15 protein-coding genes are annotated in these 18582 nt (G+C 59.2%); 12 read left to right on the top strand and 3 right to left on the bottom strand.

The window, feature by feature from the left end; all coding sequences use genetic code 11:
- The first annotated feature begins 7 nt into the window (after window positions 1-7).
- The 3 genes from KJQ12_RS07855 (at window position 8) to KJQ12_RS19585 (ending at window position 3000) form a co-directional block, all read left to right on the top strand.
- Complete coding sequence (locus KJQ12_RS07855) at window positions 8-1135, top strand: DUF58 domain-containing protein (protein ID WP_213484169.1); 1128 nt, start codon at window positions 8-10, stop codon at window positions 1133-1135.
- A complete protein-coding gene (locus KJQ12_RS07850; RefSeq protein WP_213484168.1) occupies window positions 1132-2409 on the top strand; it encodes a DUF4129 domain-containing protein in 1278 nt (425 codons plus the stop codon). Before KJQ12_RS07855 ends, KJQ12_RS07850 begins: the two co-directional genes overlap by 4 nt.
- 168 nt (window positions 2410-2577) lie before the next feature.
- The gene (locus KJQ12_RS19585) at window positions 2578-3000 is read left to right on the top strand and encodes a WGxxGxxG family protein (protein ID WP_244860506.1); all 423 of its coding nucleotides are present in this window, start codon (window positions 2578-2580) and stop codon (window positions 2998-3000) included.
- Window positions 3001-3058: 58 nt separating this feature from the next.
- Here the strand turns inward: KJQ12_RS19585 and xerS are convergent, their stop codons facing one another.
- The 3 genes from xerS to KJQ12_RS07830 all read right to left on the bottom strand — a co-directional run bounded on the left by xerS (window position 3059) and on the right by KJQ12_RS07830 (window position 5584).
- On the bottom strand, window positions 3059-4144 hold the full coding sequence (xerS, locus tag KJQ12_RS07840) for a tyrosine recombinase XerS (protein ID WP_213484167.1): 1086 nt from the start codon (window positions 4142-4144) through the stop codon (window positions 3059-3061).
- Window positions 4145-4247: 103 nt separating this feature from the next.
- Window positions 4248-4697 (bottom strand): GNAT family N-acetyltransferase, encoded by a 450-nt coding sequence (locus KJQ12_RS07835; RefSeq protein WP_213484166.1) that lies wholly within the window; start codon window positions 4695-4697, stop codon window positions 4248-4250.
- Between the two features lie 77 nt (window positions 4698-4774).
- Window positions 4775-5584: a GNAT family N-acetyltransferase gene (locus KJQ12_RS07830; protein WP_213484165.1), complete on the bottom strand. Its 810-nt coding sequence runs from the start codon at window positions 5582-5584 to the stop codon at window positions 4775-4777.
- Between the two features lie 172 nt (window positions 5585-5756).
- Here KJQ12_RS07830 and KJQ12_RS07825 point away from each other — a divergent pair, with 172 nt between their 5' ends.
- From KJQ12_RS07825 to KJQ12_RS07785, 9 genes are all read left to right on the top strand, one after another.
- Window positions 5757-6365 carry a Type 1 glutamine amidotransferase-like domain-containing protein gene (locus KJQ12_RS07825; RefSeq protein WP_244860504.1) on the top strand — a complete coding sequence of 203 codons (609 nt, stop codon included), beginning with the start codon at window positions 5757-5759 and terminating at the stop codon, window positions 6363-6365.
- Between the two features lie 524 nt (window positions 6366-6889).
- Window positions 6890-8185 (top strand): M20 metallopeptidase family protein, encoded by a 1296-nt coding sequence (locus KJQ12_RS07820; protein WP_244860502.1) that lies wholly within the window; start codon window positions 6890-6892, stop codon window positions 8183-8185.
- Window position 8186: 1 nt separating this feature from the next.
- Window positions 8187-9842, top strand: a complete 1656-nt coding sequence (locus tag KJQ12_RS07815; RefSeq protein ID WP_213484163.1) for an ABC transporter substrate-binding protein — start codon at window positions 8187-8189, stop codon at window positions 9840-9842.
- Window positions 9843-10036: 194 nt separating this feature from the next.
- Entirely contained in the window at window positions 10037-11725 is a 1689-nt protein-coding gene (locus KJQ12_RS07810) for an ABC transporter substrate-binding protein (protein WP_213484162.1), read from the top strand.
- A 12-nt stretch (window positions 11726-11737) separates the two neighbouring features.
- Window positions 11738-12682 (top strand): ABC transporter permease, encoded by a 945-nt coding sequence (locus KJQ12_RS07805; RefSeq protein WP_213484258.1) that lies wholly within the window; start codon window positions 11738-11740, stop codon window positions 12680-12682.
- The gene (locus KJQ12_RS07800; RefSeq protein WP_425315966.1) at window positions 12679-13578 is read left to right on the top strand and encodes an ABC transporter permease; all 900 of its coding nucleotides are present in this window, start codon (window positions 12679-12681) and stop codon (window positions 13576-13578) included. Before KJQ12_RS07805 ends, KJQ12_RS07800 begins: the two co-directional genes overlap by 4 nt.
- Before the next feature lie 16 nt (window positions 13579-13594).
- Entirely contained in the window at window positions 13595-15595 is a 2001-nt protein-coding gene (locus tag KJQ12_RS07795; protein WP_213484161.1) for an ABC transporter ATP-binding protein, read from the top strand.
- A 32-nt stretch (window positions 15596-15627) separates the two neighbouring features.
- Complete coding sequence (locus tag KJQ12_RS07790) at window positions 15628-16812, top strand: MFS transporter (protein ID WP_213484160.1); 1185 nt, start codon at window positions 15628-15630, stop codon at window positions 16810-16812.
- Between the two features lie 329 nt (window positions 16813-17141).
- Window positions 17142-18554 carry an extracellular solute-binding protein gene (locus KJQ12_RS07785; protein ID WP_213484159.1) on the top strand — a complete coding sequence of 471 codons (1413 nt, stop codon included), beginning with the start codon at window positions 17142-17144 and terminating at the stop codon, window positions 18552-18554.
- The last annotated feature ends 28 nt before the right edge of the window (window positions 18555-18582 follow it).

Raw genomic sequence — 18582 nt, 5'->3', positions numbered from 1 at the left:
GCCGAAGATGGCTTTTCATTTCATCCTGCTGACCTTCATCCTGCTGATGCTGCTGCAGGCTTACCTGTTCCGCCGTACCGGACTCCTCCGCATCCGGTACGACCGCCGTCTCAGCGTGAGATCGTGCCACGAGGGCGACGAGATCGAGATGGTGGAGACGATCGAGAACCGCAAGTGGCTGCCCGTGCCGTGGCTGCGCGTGGAGTCACAGATGCCGGCGGCGCTCAGCTTCGGGACGCAGGCGAACTTCGACGTCAGCGCGGGGAATATTTATCAGAACCACAAAAGTCTGTTCAGCCTGATGCCCTATACGCGCATTACGCGTCGGCATACGGTAAAGTGCATAAAACGAGGCTATTACCGCGCCGAATCCGTCTCGATGACGGCGGGTGACCTGTTCGGCTTCGCCTCGGCGACCCGGCGCATCGATATCGGATTCGAACTGATCGTCTATCCGAAGCCGCTGCTGCCCGAGGAGTGGGATCTGCCGGCCCACAGCTGGATGGGGGAAGCGGTCGTCCGGCGCTGGATCGTCGACGACCCGTTCCTGATCGCGGGCACGCGCGAATACCGGTACGGCGACCCGCTGAAGGGCATCAACTGGAAGGCGTCGGCGCGCACCGGGAAGCTGCAGGTGCACAAGCGCGATTATTCGGCCGACCATCGGCTGATGATTGTCCTGAATGTGGAGGATCATGAAGGCATGTGGAGCGTCGCGACGGATGACGAGCTGGTCGAATACGGTTTGTCGGCGGCGGCGGGCATGGCCCGGCATGCCGTGGAGAACGGCCTGGAAGCCGGATTTGCGGCGAACGCCGCGGAGGCGGGACGAACCGGCGAGGAAAAGCCGGCGTACGTCGAGCCGGATGCGGGCCACCCGCATCTGACGGCGATCTTCGAGTCGATGGCCCGGCTCAAGACGGAACGGCTTCTTCCGCTGCATGAGCTGCTGCAGATGATCGGCGAGCGGCTGGCCGGCCGTACGGATATCGCCATACTGACGTCCTATGAAAACGACCGGATCGCCGAAGCGGCGCGGAAGCTGGAGCAGCAGGGCCATGCGGTGCGCATCTTGCCGCTTCGCCTGCCCGACCGCAACGCATCGGGCAAGAAGAAAGCGGGGCAACCGGCATGAACGCGCGGAGACTTCTGCTCGCCGTCTGGCTTGGCTCAACGACGACGATCATCTGGCTGCCGGTGCCGGTGTTTGTCTCTTCATGGGGGCTGCCGGCATCCGTATTTTATGTTTTCTTGGCGGCGCTTCCGATATGTTATGCGGCAGGCGAAAGGCTGACGGCGCGATGGAACCGGATGCGGCGGGCCTCGCGTTTCGCATTGGCGGCGGCCATAGGAGCCGGCATCGGGTTGGCGCTTCGTCCGTACGGTTTCGGTGCGCTGCCCGCGGGTCTCGTTGCGGCTGCCTTTGTCCTGCACGGGATGTCACCGGTGCTGCCTGACGACCGGCGGATGCGCGATATGCTGACGCCTGCGCTGATCCTCTATTTCATCGCATCGATTGCCGCAGGGTTTATGGACAGCATGGAGCCTTACCGGATGCTGCTGGCGGCAGGCGGCGTCATGACGCTGCTCTTGACCATCCGGCGCGTAAACCGGATTGCGCTCATGGATGCCAACCTGGATCAGAGCGGCGGATCGGTGCCCCGGGCCGTCAGGGTTCGCAACCGTAGTCTGGCGGCCGCTTTTACGGCCATTGCGCTGTTCATTGCGTTCTTCCGCCATCTGGAGGCGCTCTGGCATATGTTCATCGGCTGGCTCAGACGGCTGATCGAGTGGCTGACCGGCAAGATCGGCGATCCGGTTCCGGACGAATTGCCGGCAGATCCGGGCGCTCAACCGATGATGCCCGGGCTGCCAATGCCCGAGGAAAGCGAGCCGAACTGGTTCTTGCTGCTGCTGGAACGAATCGCGATCGCCATCGGCGTACTGGCGCTGATCGCGCTTGCCGTCCTGGCGCTCAGGCAGTTGCTGCGCATTCCGGCCTTGGCGCGGCTGATCGCCCGCTGGCTGGCCGCCTGGCGGGAACGGACGCGATCCGCGGATACCGGCGGTTATGTGGACGAGGTCGAGCGGCTGACCGGGGAATCCATGGCTGCCGGCGTCATCCGGCGGCTGCGGTCGATCGGCCGCCGGGAATCCTGGGCGGCCATGTCGCCGGAAGAGCGGGTTCGCTGGCTGTTCCGGCGCAGATTTCAGCTTGCCGGGAAACGGGGATTCCGCTACCGCTTAAGCTGGACGCCGCGGGAGAATATCAGCGCCTTGCAGGAGATCGACGGCGATAACCGGGATGCGGACAGCCGGCTGGATCAGGTTTATGAAGAAGTGCGCTACGGCGGCCGTCCGGCCGCGAAGGAGGAGGCCGAGGCGCTGAAATCGCGATTGGGCTTGTGAATCAGCATGCATCGTGCATGCGGCTGTCCTTCGCGGCAATCCGCCATCAACTTCCTGATCCCGTTCGAATCGGATTGTTGTCTACGGGGCATACCATAGTTGAGCCAGGCGGAGAATAGTGCCCGACGCTCAATCCATCCCTGGAGAGAAAGGTGGCAGCCGATTCGAATGAGACGTACTTTGAAAGGTGCGGTCGCCGCAACAGCCCTGATGTTGGCGTTATCTTCCCCTGTATTCGCGGAGGGCGGTGTGAATAGCTCGACGGGCAAAGGCCACACATCCGCGTACACGGGAACGGGCGTGAACAAATCGGGGACGAGCGGTTACACCAACCGTATGATGGAAGACCCGGCAACGACCAATTTCATGGACAATGACCGCAACTTCCGCCGCAACAACGTTAACGGCGACAACAACGGGTTGATTGATCGTACGGTTCGCGGTACGGAACGTATGGTTCGCGGTACGGAACGTACGGTCCGCGCGGCGGCTACTGACAACAACAACGATTTTGACTGGGGCTGGCTGGGCCTGCTCGGTCTGATCGGACTTGCGGGTCTTCGCGGCCGCAATCGTGAGACGGGCCGCTGAAATAGCGGCAAAGCCGAGCGTTCTTCGGCAAGAAGAACCCTCGGCTTTTTCATTGTCGTCACGCATCCGCTCTCGGACGGTCGATCGCCTCGGCCATCGTCTTGTCGGTCAGATGGGCGTAAATTTGCGTCGTCTCCGGCGAGGCGTGTCCGAGCTGTTCCTGCGTCTTGTAAAGATCGTTCCGCAAGTAGTAGTCGGTCGCAAAAGAGTGGCGCAGCTTGTGCACGGACAGATACGGCTTGCCGAACCGTTTCGCGTATTTGACGACCATCTCCTGGATCGCCCGTTTCGTCATGCGGGAGCCTTCCGTCCTGCCGTTCGCCACGGCAAGGAACAGCGCTTTCTCCTTCTTCGGCGCGTTGTAGCGGCTCTCCCTCAGCTGCAGGTAGTTTCTCAGGTCATCAACCGCGTCCTGCCGGAAGTAAACGGGCGTCTTGAACGTGTCGTCGTTGGCGCCTTTGCGGTACACGTAGACCAGCTTGCGCTTCAGATCGACGTCGTCGACGTTCAGGTTGACGACTTCGGACACCCGCAGGCCGGAGTGGAGGATCAGACTGACGATGCAGGCATCCCGGATTCTGTTGCGCTCGTAGGCCGCAAGCGCCTGTTTGTTGCCCGCAAGGTCGCCGGCATAGTTTTCCCTCACATACCGCAAAAATTCCGCGATCTCGTCTTCCTGCAGCAGCTTGCCTTCCAGTCGGGCCGCCGAATCCTTCGGTTTGTGCGTCCGCTTGATCGACACTTTCGCCATGACGTTTCGTTTGAGCAGCGGATAAAAATTTTCGTCCTCGGCGATCTGGCTCAAATAATGGAACAACGAGCGGAGCGAGGACAATTTGCGCGAGATCGTCGTCCGGCTGTTGGACCTGTCTTTGTGCGCGGCGAGATACATTTTATAATGGTCGATCGTCTCCATGCGCAAATGCTCGAGATCGGAAAGCGGAATGTCCTTCATCTCCCGCGCTTCCGTCAGCCCCTCCGCCATCAGCCAGCGGAAGAACGTCTCGTAATCGCGCACGTATTCGAGCAGGGAAGAGGGGGACAGGTCGGGCAGCTTGTAGTTGATGAACTGCTCGACATACCAGGGCATCGAAGGCACGCGCCGGTCGAGCTCCTGCCTGTCTTTCAGCTTGATGACGTTCAAGGCGATCCCTCCGTGTGGGACGATGCTGTTGACAAGTTTTATTGTACCATCAGAGGGGGTGGATGTTAACCGGCATCAAAAGACATAATAAATATTATGTATACTATTTGGCGAAGGTGTAACACCGGATCACCTCGCCGCCAATGATTTCGCCCGTCTCACGGAACCCCGCTTTCGCATACAATGCGGCCGCGGCGGCATTATCGGGGCGGTGTCCGAGCACGAGCCGGTCGGCGTCATGATTCGCTCTGAAGTATTCCAGGAAGGCTGCGATGGCCTGTTTTCCGTAACCTTTGCCTTGATGTTGCCCGTCGATCATGAAGGTGATCAGCCAATACCGGCCGTCGTCCGGGTCCTGACCGTAAACGAGGAAACCGATCATGGCTTCGCCGAGATAAATCGCTTTCGTCCGGTAGTGCGATTCGAACATCGACTCGGCGATCCAGTAGACAACCGGACACGGGTAGACGGCGGTCTGATCGTCGCGCACCCGAAGCCGGGTGGCTTCAAACCAGTTGTCTCTCGTGATGTCGTCAATTCGGATTTGGCTCAAAACCAATCAACTCCCGTATGTTGGTGTTGGTGGAACCATTATACAGGAGTTGATGCGCCCATTGTTTTCTATAACAATTATTTACCGGTCCACAACGTTTTGAGAAAGCCGATCTTCATGCCGATTCGCTCCATGTTTCGGTGGCTTTGGGACAGGAAGGCACATTGGCTGACGGCCAGCGTGCAGCCATTTCGCTTCGCGTCCGCGATTCTCCTATCGAGCAGGCGGCGGTGCAGACCCAGCCTGCGATATTCGGGCAGCGTGGCGGCGAAGGTGAGGGAAGCGATGCCGTCCTTCATGTGCATGACAGCGGCAGCCGCAGGCTGTTCGTTTACATAAGCCATGTAGAATTTCCATTCCGGCCGATTGTACAGCACCCGGTTGTTCGCCGAGACGTAAGGAATGCCGTTGTCCGGCAATCCGGTGCCTCTGCAATGGATGGCGGCATATTGATCGAACTCGTCTTCGCGCAGTTCGCGAATGGCGATGGAATCGGACGGTTCGAATGGGTACTCCATGGGCTCGGTGAACAGCGACGCGTGAAATCCCGACTGGTAAAACCCCCGGTCCGATAGCGCCTTGAGCAGATCGCGATCCACCCTCGAGGGCACAATCTCAAATTGTGGCGTACGGTCGAACGAACGATAAAAGTCGAGGATGGCATCAATCTGTCCGATCTCTTCACTTGTCAATCCTTTGACTGTATTGAATGAAGGCCAATGCATTGTACGGCTGTACAAACAGAGGGCGTTGCCGAATTGCCCGATTTCAACGCCTTCCGGATTGCCCGGCCGACCTCGGATGGCCAGCATGCGGTCGTACATGTAGTCGATTTCCGATTGCTCGATCGCACGGATCAACTCAAGGGATGGAACGGATTGGTTCATCAGACCACCTCATTCTGGCAGATAATATAATTTTCTAATCATCGATAGTATCAGGCTTCATATGTTTACATAATATTAAATATGTAAAATCTTTATACTTCTCTATGAGATACCATAGTCTGACAATATAATAGAAATCATAACATGGTTCCAGAGATGGGGGAAGATGAAATTGAAACTGCTGCTGACCTCCAACGGTTTCTACACGGATGAGATCAAGAAGTGTTTTCTGAAGTTGGTTGGAAATGAGGTTTCTCAAAAGGATGCCGTGATCGTCACCACCGCGTCACCGTTGAAAGAGAATAATCCGTTCGCGAAAAAAGCGAAAGACGATTTGATCAACATGGGGTTCGGGCGCATTGATTTTCTGGATATCGAGTTTGAAAAGCCTGAAATTCTCCTGGACAAAGCGGTTATTTATCTTAATGGCGGCAATCCGTTCGGTTTATTGCATCATTTGAAGCATAGTGGTGCGGATCGCGTTTTTCGGGAGATGAAAGACAGAGACGTTGTCGTGGTGGGGGCGAGCGCCGGAGCGGTGATATTGGGGCCGAACATCAAAGTCGTCCACTTCTTCACGCCGCAGTTGGACATGTATGACACCATGGATTTTAGCGCGCTGAACCTGACAGACAAACTCATCTTTCCGCATTACGATAGAGAAGATCTGTTTCCGGATCCCGCGAACCGAACGATCGAAGACAGGCTGCGGGAATTCGAAACCCGGGAAGGCTGTGCGGTTACAAGACTGAATGATGATGGATGGGTATCTTTATCGTAACGGACAGTTCGCTTGATTGCCGGCACCATGTCACATGCTTTATGCAACATTGATTTACATAATATTTATTATGAAGTCTATTGGTTGTCTTTGCGGGTTTGCGAGCTTTCCGGCAACAACCGCGAAAACAACACATTTATGAAAAAACACCATTCCTTTCTTTTCACCCCGTTTGATAACAACCCCGCTTCGCCAACTCCTGAGCAAACCGCGATCTTCAGGAAGTTGATTCGACCGGTTGCGGCCAAATCTGCGACAGACCAATTCACATACAAAAGTAATGCCGAAACCGTCTGTAACGAGGACACCTCGTTACAGGAGCGCGCGGAGCCCGGCGGAAGCAGCTGTAACGAGGATACCTCGTTACAACAGCATGCGAAGTCGAACCGTAGGTGCCGCAATGTGCATGCCGCGCTGCAAATGAGGATCTCTGACTACAGTATGGATAGCCCATAAAATACACTAAAACGATAAGAAATCTTTGTATTTTACATGACGGGAGGTTCGGGCATGGGGAGGAACAGTTGAAACCGGGCGCAAATCTGGACACCGCTCCCATCCTGGCCGTTATTCGTTCGCTGCAAAGCGAGATGGTGGCGTGGCGTCGCGAGATTCACCGGCATCCGGAAGTGATGTATGATGTGCCGCGCACCGCGTCGTTTGTCGCGGAGCTTCTGGAATCCTGGGGATTGGATGTGGAACGGAATGTCGGCAGACATTTCGGCCGGGGGGTGGTCGCCACCCTGCGCGGCGGCCTTCCGGGAGCAACGCTGCTGCTTCGGGCGGATATGGATGCGCTCCCGATTCGCGAGGAAAATGACGTTCCGTACCGGTCGTTGAAGGACGGGGCGATGCACGCCTGCGGCCATGACGCGCACACCGCCATGCTGCTGGGCGCCGCCCGGGCGTTGAGCCGCTTCCGCAGCGAAGTGCCGGGGATCGTCAAGTTTGTGTTTCAGCCGGCTGAAGAAGGAGCGGCGGCAAGTCCCGTCGACGGCGTCCTGCGCAGCGGCGCCGCGGATCTGATCGAGGCCGGCGTTCTGGAAGGGGTGGAGCGGTGCATCGCCCTTCATGTCTGGCTCGAACTTGCGGCGGGCACCATCGGCATCCACCGCTCTTATGTGATGGCGGCGTCAACGCATTTTCGCGTGGTGTTCCATGGCACGCCGGGACACCACAGCCAGCCCCACGCCGCCGCGGATGCCATCATGATGGCCGCGCACTGGATCATGGACATGAAGGCGTTCATGTCCACTGCGGTTGACCCGCTCAGCCCGGCGGTGCTGGCGTTCGGCAAGCTGCGGGCGGGGACCGCGGCAAACGCGATTGCCGACAGATGCGAAGTCGGCGGTACGTACCGCGCGTTTGAGCCGGACGTGGTGAATATGATCCGCGAGGCGATCGGGCGACGCTCGCGGACGATCGCCGCCCTGTACGGCGGCAGCGCCGAATCCGTATTCCGCATGGGAACGGCGCTCAGGAACGACCCGCTCGCGGCGGAAGCGGCAATCGAAGCCGGCTGTCGGGTGTTCGGCAGTCAGCGGACGATTGTGCTTGACAGGCCGAGTCTCGCGGGCGAAGATTTCGCTTTCTACGCACGAGAGGTGCCGTCGGTAATGGGGCTGCTCGGGATACGGAACGAAGCCAAACAGTGCGTCTTCCCGCTTCATCATCCGAAGTTCGATCTGGACGAAGATGTGCTGAAGGACGGCGCAAGCTGGTTCGTCGAGATGATCGGTTCGTTCTACCGGCAGCGGCACAGCGGTCAATCCGTATCAGATTCAGATAAAGGAGTGCAGCACCATGAGGTCAAGGAGTAAGATGCGCAGATGGAAAATGGCCGTGTTGGGGGTTAACGCCTTGCTGTTGGTTCTGGCCGGCTGTCAGACACAGCGCGGGGAACCCGGCGCCCCGCCGGAAGGTCAGGCGGCTTCGGCAAACGGCGTCGACCCCGTCCAGCCGGCCGGCGGTGAGCTGACCTTCGCGCTGGCGACAAGCCCCGATTCGCTGGACCCGCACCGCAGCGGACTGGCCGTTGCCGTGCGGGTGATCCGCACCATTCATGACAGTCTGGTCGTGCAGGACGACAACGGTCAGATCAAACCGTGGCTCGCGGAAAGCTGGGACATTTCCGACGACGGATTGACGTACACGTTCAAGCTGCGCGAAGACGTGAAATTCCATGACGGCACGCCGTTCAACGCGGAGGCGGTCAAATACAACTTCGACCGGATCGTCAATCCGGAGACGAAAGCGAGAAACGCGGTTGCGCTGCTGCGCCCGTACGAGTCCTCCGAGGTGGTGGACGAGCACACGATCCGCGTGCATCTGTTCGAGCCGTCCAGCGCTTTCCTCGGCAACTTGAGCCAGGCGCTGCTCGGCATCGTCTCGCCGACCGCCGCGGAGAAGTACGGCGAGGATCTGGTGCGCCATCCCGTCGGCACCGGGCCGTTCAAATTCGTGAGCTGGTCCGAGAACGCGTCCATTACCGTGGAACGGAATGAAGACTACCATTGGGCGCCGGAGACGGTGCAAAACGCCGGAGTGCCGTATTTGGACCGGATCACGTTTCACATCATTCCGGAAGAAGCGACGCGGATCGGCAGCGTGCAGAGCGGACAGGTGCTGGCCGCGGAGACGGTGCCCCCGCAGAACATTGCATCTCTCGAGCAAGATCCGGGCATCCAGATTTTCAAGACAGACACGAACGGTCTGCCTTATACGCTGTTCATCAATCAGTCCCGCGAGCCGTGGAACGAGCTGAAAGCCCGGAAGGCGCTGCTCTACGGCGTCAACGTCGATGCGATCATCAAAAGCCTGTATCTGGGCACGTATGAACGGGCCTGGTCGCCGCTGGCTCCCGGCATGCTCGGATACAACAAGGCGCTGGAGAACAGCTTCTCCTACGATCCCGGCAAGGCGGCCGCATTGCTGGACGAACTCGGATGGAAAGCCGGCGGGGACGGCATTCGCGAGAAAGACGGCAAGAAACTGACGCTTCATTATGTGGAAGTATCGCCGAACCGCGAGAAACGCAACGACATCGCGGCGATGATCCAGCAGCAGCTCAAGCAGATCGGCATCGACGTCAAAGTGGAGATCACCAAAGATTATCGCACGGTCGTGTTCGAGAACGGGGATTATGATCTGTACGGCAACAGCCAGGTCAACTCCGATCCGGAGGCGCTGCGCAGCTTCTATCATTCGTCGTCCACGTCGGTGGCGGGCAAGCAAAGCCTGTCCGGACTGAAAGACCCGGCCGTTGACCGGCTGCTCGACGAGGGCAATGTGGAGACCGACACGGCGAAACGGATCAAAATTTACGAACAGGTTCAGCAGGAAATCATGGACCGTGCGGCGATCATCCCCATCTATGTGTTTCCGTACACCGTGGCGGCATCGCGCAGCGTATCCGGTCTGTCCTTCGATTATCTGGGCTATCCGATTTTCAATGACGTGGTCCTGCAGGAGAAGTGAGGATCAGAAGATAGATATTTTCAATTTATGAATTGAAATTTTTGATAACCCGCTTGCGACTTACAGGGTTTACAGTATTTGTAGCCGCCAAATTGCACTAAACTGATCAGAAATATGTGCAATTAATCCATAGGCGGATGGCAGCGGATTGGCCATTATTTTTGAAGAGGATTTGGATAGGGAGTGTAAGCAACATGTCAAGTAACAGGATTCGCAGAGGGAAAATCACCGTACTGAGCATGATCGCTTTGCTATTGCTGCTCACCGGCTGCCAGACCGAGCCCGCAGAACGAAACCCTGACCAGACGGAAAGCCGCACGGCATCGGCACCCCTTTCGGACAGCAGCGGCGAAAACACCGTCAAACCCGCAGGCGGGGAACTCACCTACGCACTGTCGACAAGCCCCGATTCGCTGGACCCGCATCGCAGCGGAATTGCCGTCGCGGGACGGGTGTTCCGCACGATTTACGACAGCCTTGTGGCGATGGGTGCAGACGGGCAGATCAAGCCGTGGCTCGCGGAGAGCTGGGACATTTCCGATGACGGCCTGACCTACACGTTCAAACTGCGCGAAGACGTGAAGTTCCACGACGGGACGCCGTTCAACGCGGAAGCGGTCAAATACAACTTCGACCGGATTCTCGATCCGGAGACGAAGGCGCGAAACGCGGCCGCCATGCTCCGTTCCTTCGAATCCGCCGAAGTGGTGGATGACTATACGGTCCGCCTGCATTTGAAAGAGCGGTCGAACGCGTTCCTCGGTTATCTGAGCCAGGCTTACCTCGGCATTGTGTCGCCGACCGCCGCTGAAGAATACGGAGAAGATCTGGTGCGCCATCCCGTCGGCACCGGGCCGTTCAAATTCGTGAGCTGGTCCGAGAATACGTCCATCACCGTCGAACGCAATGAAGACTACAAATGGGCGCCGGGAACGGTGACGAATGCCGGTGCGCCTTACGTGGACCGCATCACGTTCCACATCATCCCCGAAGAATCGACGCGGATCGGCAGCGTGCAGAGCGGTCAGGTGCTGCTGGCGGAATCGGTGCCGCCGCAGAACATCCCGGCTCTCGAACAGGATGCCGATATCGAGCTTTACAACGTGGTCACGAACGGACTGCCTTTCACCCTGTTCATCAACCAATCCCGCGAGCCGTGGAATGAGCTGAAAGCCCGGCAGGCGCTGCTGTACGGCATTGATGTGGATTCGATCGTCAAGAGCTTGTACCTCGGCTACTATGAACGGTCATGGACGCCGCTCACGCCGAAAATGCTCGGATACAACAAGGCGCTGGAAAACAGCTTCTCTTATGATCCCGACAAAGCGGCCGCGCTGCTGGATGAACTCGGGTGGAATGTCGGCGCGGACGGCATCCGGGAGAAGGACGGCAAGAAACTGACGCTTCATTATGTGGAAATATCGCCGAACCGCGAGAAACGGAACGACATCGCGGTGATGGTCCAGCAGCAGCTCAAGCAGATCGGCATTGCGGTTGAAGTGGAGATCACGAAGGATTACAGAACCGTCGTGTTTGAAAACGGCGACTACGATCTGTACGGCAACAGCATGGTGAATACCGATCCGGAATCGCTGCGGAGCTTCTACCATTCCGCCAGCACGAACGTAGCGGGCAAGCAAAACCTGGCCGGAATGAAAGATCCGGTCATCGACCAGCTGCTCGAAGCCGGCACGGTGGAGCCCGATCCGGAAAAGCGGGTGCAAATCTACGAGCAGGTATCGCAGGAAATCATGGACCGCGCGGCCGTGATTCCGATTTTCGTCTCGCCCTATACGGTGGCGGCATCCAAACACGTGACCGGTCTGAATTTCGACTTCCTCGGTTATCCGATTTTCAATGATGTGGTCTTGCAAGGGAAGTGATGCGGAATGGGAATGGCCCGGGCCATTCTGTTGCGCGCGGCGGCATCCCTGATGGTGATCTTCGGCACGATGGCGCTGGTGTTCGTCATCGTGTACATGCTGCCCGGCGATCCGGTCTACCAGATCGTTGACCCGGAATCCGTGACGCCGGATGTGATCGAGAATTTGCGCCGGCAACTCGGGACGGACAAACCGCTGGCCGTTCAATTCGCAAACTATATGTCCAAATTGATGCAGGGCGACTTCGGCCGTTCCATCCTCAACGGCGATCCGGTGCTGCCCAAGATCATCGAGCATTTTCCCGCCACGCTGTCGCTGACGGTGTGCAGCGCCCTCTTCGCCGCGCTGATCGGGATATGGCTGGGCGTGCTGTCGGCCATCCATCGCAACGGCTTGATCGATATCGCCGCGCGCACGCTCGGATTGTTCGGAATTTCGATGCCGACGTTCTGGACGGGAATTCTGCTCATCCTGCTTTTCTCCATCCGGCTGGGCTGGTTCCCGGCCATGGGCTCCGACGGGTGGAGGACATTGGTGCTGCCGTCCCTCGCGCTCGGAATCGTGGCGTCGGGATTCATCATCCGGCTGGTCCGCAACAGCATGCTGGAAGTGCTCGGCGAACCGTTCATTCTCACGCTGCGCGCCAAAGGGCTCGCCGAACGGATGGTCATGTACCGCCATGCCCTGCGCAATGCGCTGCTTCCCGCGCTGACCATGATCGGGGTGCTCATCGGCGATCTGATGGCCGGCTCCGTCGTCATTGAAACGGTGTTCTCCAGGCAGGGCATCGGCAGAATCGTCGCCGATGCCCTGACGGCCAAAGACATGCCGGTCATCCAGGGCGTGATCCTGTTCACCGCCGTCATGTACGTGCTGGTGAATCTGCTGGTGGATCTGTCATACGCCATTGTCGATCCGAGAGTCAGAAGGCTCAAGTCAGGAGGTGGCCGCTTGTGACCGTGAAAGATTTCGTACTCGGCAAAACCGTATGGCGGGAAAGCAAACGGCAGACGGCTGCGCGGCCCAGGCTGCGATCACTCGGGACAGGCGACTGGCTGGCGGCCGTATCCGGCGTTATTCTGGCCTTCGCCGCCCTGTGCGCGCTGTTTCCCGGATGGATTGCGCCGTATTCGCCGACCAGCATGGAGGCGGACCGCGTCCTGCTTCCGCCGGGCGCGGCCCACTATTTCGGCACGGATTATTTCGGGCGCGACATCTTCAGCGTTGTGGTGTACGGCGCCAGAGATTCGCTGCTGATCGGAGTCGCTTCCGTATTGGCCGGCGGGCTTGCGGGCTGCATCATCGGAGCCGCGGCCGGCATTGCGGGAGGCGTCATCGATCTCATCTTGATGCGCTTCATCGAGATCGTCATGACCATTCCCGGCATTCTGCTGGCGCTGGCCATTGCGGCGGTACTCGGTCCGAATCTGTTCAACATGATTTTCGCCGTCGCCGTCTCCATGGTGCCCGGATTTGCCCGCGTCTTCCGCAGTCAGATCATCAGTGTCAAAGGACGGGCGTTCATTACGGCGGCCCGTTCGATCGGCATGCCGGCGCCGCGCATCTTCTTCCGGCATGTGCTGCCCAATGCTTGGTCGCCGGTGCTGGTCATGGCGACGATCGGTCTGGGCACGTCGATCTTGACCGCCGCGGGACTCAGCTTTCTCGGACTCGGTGTCGTCAAGGAAATTCCGGATTGGGGGACGCTGCTTTCGCAGGGCAGGGGATATTTGACCGTAGCCTGGTGGATTTCCACGTTCCCGGGTATCGCAATCACGCTGCTCGTGCTGTCGGGCAACATTCTCGGAGACTGGCTGCGGGACCGGCTCGACCCGAAACGGGAGCAGCGGTGACGAGGAGGCAGCAGAGTTGAAACAACCATTGCTGACGGCTGATCATTTGTCGGTCCAGTATCCGGGGAAAAACGGTCTGCTGGACGCGATTACGGATATATCCCTTCATATCCGGACCGGCGAGACCGTCTGCCTGGTCGGCGAATCCGGCAGCGGCAAGACGATCGCCGCCAAGACGTTCATGCGGCTCATCGACTACGAACGCGGCCGGATCGCCGCAGGACACGTTCAATTTGCCGATCAGGATCTCGTGCGGCTGACCGACAAGGAGCTGCGCAGGCTGCGCGGCCGGAAGATCGCCATGGTGTTCCAGGAGCCGATGACCGCCTTTGATCCGATCTTCACGATCGGCAGCCAGTTGATCGAGACGATCCTGCGCCATCAGCGTGTGACCCGCCAGGAAGCCTGGCGCAGGTCGGTCGATCTGCTGCGCCGGGTCGGCCTGTCGGAGCCGGAAGCCCGGATGCATCAATATCCGGGCGAATTGTCCGGAGGCATGCTGCAGCGGGCGATGATCGCGATGGCGCTGTCGTGCAGCCCGGATCTTCTTATAGCCGACGAACCGACGACGGCTCTCGATATGACGATTCAGGCCCAGATTCTGCAATTGCTCAAGGAGCTGCAGCGGGAATACGGCATGGCGATGCTGCTCATTACGCACGACCTCGTCATCGCCGCGGAAGCGGCGGACCGCATCGTCGTCATGTATGCGGGGCGCATCGCGGAGCAGGCCGAGACGCAGGATCTGTTCCGCGAGCCTTATCATCCGTACACAAAAGGTTTGCTCCAATCGATCACCGCCCCCGACAGCATGCGCAAATCGAAGCTTTATTCCATCGAAGGATCGATTCCCGGATTGCATGACATGCCGTCCGGATGCCGTTTTCATCCCCGGTGCCCGCATGCGGTCGAGCGATGCAGAAGCGAAGTTCCGGAGTTGACCGGCCTGAACGGACGGCTGGTCGCCTGCTGGCGCGCGGAAGAGCTGCGGCATTCCGGGAATGTCCAGGCTCGCCCGGCGGTGATTGAAGCTGAGCCGATGACGTCCGAGAGGAAGGAGACGCTGATTGAAGCGGTCGGGCTCAGCAAGTGGTATCCGCTCAAGCGGGGAACAGGGGGAAAGGAGCGCTTTATCCGGGCGGTTGACGATGTATCGCTCGCGATACGCGCAGGCGAAACGTTCGGCCTGGTGGGGGAATCCGGGAGCGGAAAATCGACGCTCGGCCGCGTCATCCTGCAGCTGGAACGGGCGACGAAAGGGGAAGTATATTTCCGCGGCGAGCCGCTGACGCAGCTTTCCGGGGCCCGGCTGCGCAACATGCGCCGCCACATGCAGATGGTGTTCCAGGATGCCGGCAGCTCGATGAATCCGAGATGGAAAGCAGGGGACATCATCGGCGAACCGCTCGATGTGCATGAATCGCTGAGCCGCAAGGAGCGCAAAGCGCGGATTGAAGAACTGCTGCAGATCGTCGGTCTGAGTCCCGACATGGCCGACCGCTACCCGCATCAATTTTCCGGAGGGCAGCGGCAGCGGCTCGGCATCGCACGCGCCATCGCGCTGAACCCGGCTTTTCTGCTGCTGGATGAACCGGTGTCGGCGCTCGATGTCTCCGTTCAGGCGCAGATTGTGAATTTGCTGCTGGACATTCAGGAGCGTATGGGGCTCACGTATCTGTTCATCGGGCACGGGCTGCATGTGGTGCGCCATCTGTCCGACCGGATCGGTGTGATGTATCTCGGACAGCTTGTTGAAGTGGCGGACAGCGCGGAATTGTTCCTGCATCCGGCCCATCACTACACAAGGGCGCTCATCGCCTCGATCCCGCATCCGGATCCCGCCGGCAGAGGAACGGCCCGGGTGATCGAAGGGGAAGTCCCGTCGCCCGCCGCGCCGCCTTCCGGCTGCCGGTTCCATCCGCGCTGTCCGGCGGCGACGGAGCGTTGCAAGCTGGAGGCTCCCGAGCTTCAGGAAATCGGTCCGGGTCATTACGCGGCCTGCCATTTTCCGGCCTGATCAAATAAAATTCCGATGTGGAGAGATACAAGATGGAGCATTTTGAGCCGGAGACGGGCAATTCCGGCAGCCGCCCTTCGGGCTGGAGCGGGCAGTTCGCCTTGATTGCCGGCTCATTTGTCGGCATCTACCATACGGTGTCGCTGAACGTGTCCATCCCGGCATTCGCCGGCATTTTCGACGCGGACCCGGCGTCCCTGCAATGGCTGGTCACGTGCTTTATGCTGGCCGCCGGCATGATCGCGCCGATCAGCGGGTATTTGGGCTCGCGGTTCGGGTACAGGCGCATTTTCGCCGTATGCATGGCGGGTTTGACGCTGACGTCCGTATGCTGCGGCATTGCCTGGAACCTCGGCTCGCTGGTCGTGTTCCGGACGATCCAGGGCGTGTTCTCGGGGCTTGTTCAGCCCGTCACGCTGGCTCTGCTGTATCAGAATGTACCAAGGGCAAAACAGCCGCAGGCCGTCTCCGTATGGTCTGCGGCTTCGATTACCGCTACCGCCGTAGCGCCGAGCGCAAGCGGGTGGTTTCAAGGCGTGTACTGGCCGATGATGTTCTGGGTGACCGTCATCCCCAGCGCAGCCGCGATGTTGATCGGCCTTCGGTATTTGCCCGAAGCGGCTTTGCCCCGGCGTCCCGGACTGGACGGGTGGGGCATGTTTCTGGCAGCGGCCGCCAGCGCGGCTTATCTCATGGTATTCGGAAATCTCCACGCCTGGGGACTGGGTTCGCCCGCAGCGATCATCGGGCTGCTGGCGGGAACGCTGGCTTTCATCGTGTTCGTTGTCCATGTACACCCCATTCGAAGTCGGACTGCTCTTCCTGCCGGGCGCATGCGCGGTAACCGCCGCAACGATTGCCGCCGGCAGATTGAGCGGCAGCGTCCGCGCATTCTCGTTGATTGCGGCGGGTACAGTGCTTCTTCTCATCAGCACCTGGGCGTTTGCGGGTTTCGGGCCCGCCACGGGAACGGCGTATGCGGTATTCTGGATGTGCATGCGCAATGTCGGCATCGGCTTGTCGCTGACGCCGCTGTTGAACGTCGGCATGCAGGCGGTTGCGAGGGAGATGTCGGGACACGCTTCGGCGCTTTTGCACTGGGTGAGGCAAGTATTTGGCGGAATCGGCGTCGGCTGCTTCGTTTCTTATTTTTATCAGCGTCTGGAAGCAAGATCCCGATCGCTGCAAGGTCCCGGGAGCATTCCGGCGGGCAGTGAAGGCGGCGAGGCGAACCCGGTCGTATATATGGCCGGGCTGCAAGACACCTTCCTGCTCATCGTCATTTTTCTTGCAGTTGCCATGCCGATTCTGTTGATGCTGCGCCGTAAGCCGCCGAGTGAACCATGCGCAAGCCGCGGCGAGAACGTTCATATCCGGTCATAATGGAGTGCACAACTCTTGTCCTTTCATGCAGGCCTTTGGCGACCCAACCGCAGCTATTCAAGAAATTTATCCCGTAATCATGGAATTATGTATCTTCTGCCGAACGCCGACCTCTCTCTATAATTGAAACTGTGATACGAAACCACAGACGGGAGGCCAGTCGATGAAAAAAAGGTTGGGAATCGCCGTCATGGTCCTGTTCCTCGCCCTGTCCGCGGCGCTTGCGGCATGCGGTTCGAACAAAAATGAAAACGCAACCAACGGAAACGGCGTCAGCGATTCGCCTGGCGCGTCGGAAAGCGGCGGGACCGGCGGCGAGACGTCCGGGAAGGAGCCGCAGGCGGACGCCGAGCCGTTCACCGTTTCGCTCCGGCATATTCAAATCGGCGAAGCGCAAAAATTCCGGAAAGCGATTCTGGACGACGTGGTGAAACAAACGGAAGCGGAAGTCCCCGGCCTGAAGTTCGAGCTCGACGGCGTCGAGGACCAGGTCAACCGCTTCACGAAGCTGCCGGCCGAGATGGCCGCGGGCAATCCGCCGAAAATCTTCGACCTGTTCGGCGGCGCGGGCGACGCGCTGAAGTACGCCAAAGCCGGCAGGCTGCTCGATGTGACGCCGATCATCGAAGAGCTGGGCATCGCCGACAAGTTCCTCAATCTGAGCCAGTTTACGCTGGACGGCAAAGTGTACGGCCTGCCGATCGGCGGCAGCACGGAAGGATTTTTCTACAGCATCCCGCTGTTCGAGCAGTACAACATCAAGGTGCCGACGACGTGGGAGGAGCTGGAGGCGGCCGCGGAAACGCTCAAACAGAACGGGATCACCCCGTTCGCCATGGGGTCGAAAGGCGCGTGGGTGCCGCTCATGATGGTCAACACGCTGATCGGCCGCTACGCCGGCCCCGAGGCGATCGACGGTTTCCCCGCCGGCACGCACGCGTGGAATTCGCCGGAAGTGACGGCCGCGTTCGCGAAATATGAAGAATGGGTCAACAAAGGGTACTTCACCAAAGGCGAGCTCGGCCTCGAGTACGCCGACATGCTGAACCAGTTCGTGACGGGCAAGGCGGGCATGATGTTCGACGGCAGCTGGCGTTCGTCCGTGTTCAAGGATCCGGAGCAGGCGGGCGAGCTCACCGGCAAGGTCGGATTTTTCCCGATGCCTCCCGTGCCCGGCGGCAAAGGGGATCAAACGTTCGTAAACGGGAACTACAGCAACGGCTACGGGTTCTCCGCCGATTTGAACGAACGCGAGCTGGCCGCCGTAAAGGCGTTCATCAAAAACATGTACAGCGAAGAAATGCAGCTCAGGGGACTGCTGGAAGACGGCGTGCTGCCGTCGATGAAGCTGTCCGATGACGCGATCGGCAAAGTGGAGGACCCGCTTGTCAAGCAGATCATGGAAACGATGCGGCAAACCGGCGGCGCGTTCTCGCACTTCGACTCCACCGTCTCATCGGATGTTTACAAGGAATCCGAAGCGCAAATCCAGAAGCTGATCGCCGGCCAGGCGACCGCCGCGCAGGTGACGGAAGCGCTGCAGAAAGTCCAGCAGGAGGCCAACGCGAAGTCATAAGTGCCGCAAGAGAGCCGGGTCCGAGTCC

Source organism: Thermobacillus xylanilyticus (assembly GCF_907165215.1).
GTDB classification, from domain to species: Bacteria; Bacillota; Bacilli; order Paenibacillales; family Paenibacillaceae; genus Thermobacillus; species Thermobacillus xylanilyticus.
This window is presented reverse-complemented; position numbering and strand designations above follow the sequence as displayed.

Coding starts and splice junctions, on each gene's coding strand:
- KJQ12_RS07855 (WP_213484169.1), top strand. CDS start 8: ATGGCTTTTCATTTCATCCTGCTGACCTTCATCCTGCTGATGCTGCTG.
- KJQ12_RS07850 (WP_213484168.1), top strand. CDS start 1,132: ATGAACGCGCGGAGACTTCTGCTCGCCGTCTGGCTTGGCTCAACGACG.
- KJQ12_RS19585 (WP_244860506.1), top strand. CDS start 2,578: ATGAGACGTACTTTGAAAGGTGCGGTCGCCGCAACAGCCCTGATGTTG.
- KJQ12_RS07830 (WP_213484165.1), bottom strand. CDS start 5,584: ATGAACCAATCCGTTCCATCCCTTGAGTTGATCCGTGCGATCGAGCAA.
- KJQ12_RS07815 (WP_213484163.1), top strand. CDS start 8,187: ATGCGCAGATGGAAAATGGCCGTGTTGGGGGTTAACGCCTTGCTGTTG.
- KJQ12_RS07810 (WP_213484162.1), top strand. CDS start 10,037: ATGTCAAGTAACAGGATTCGCAGAGGGAAAATCACCGTACTGAGCATG.
- KJQ12_RS07805 (WP_213484258.1), top strand. CDS start 11,738: ATGGCCCGGGCCATTCTGTTGCGCGCGGCGGCATCCCTGATGGTGATC.
- KJQ12_RS07790 (WP_213484160.1), top strand. CDS start 15,628: ATGGAGCATTTTGAGCCGGAGACGGGCAATTCCGGCAGCCGCCCTTCG.
- KJQ12_RS07785 (WP_213484159.1), top strand. CDS start 17,142: ATGAAAAAAAGGTTGGGAATCGCCGTCATGGTCCTGTTCCTCGCCCTG.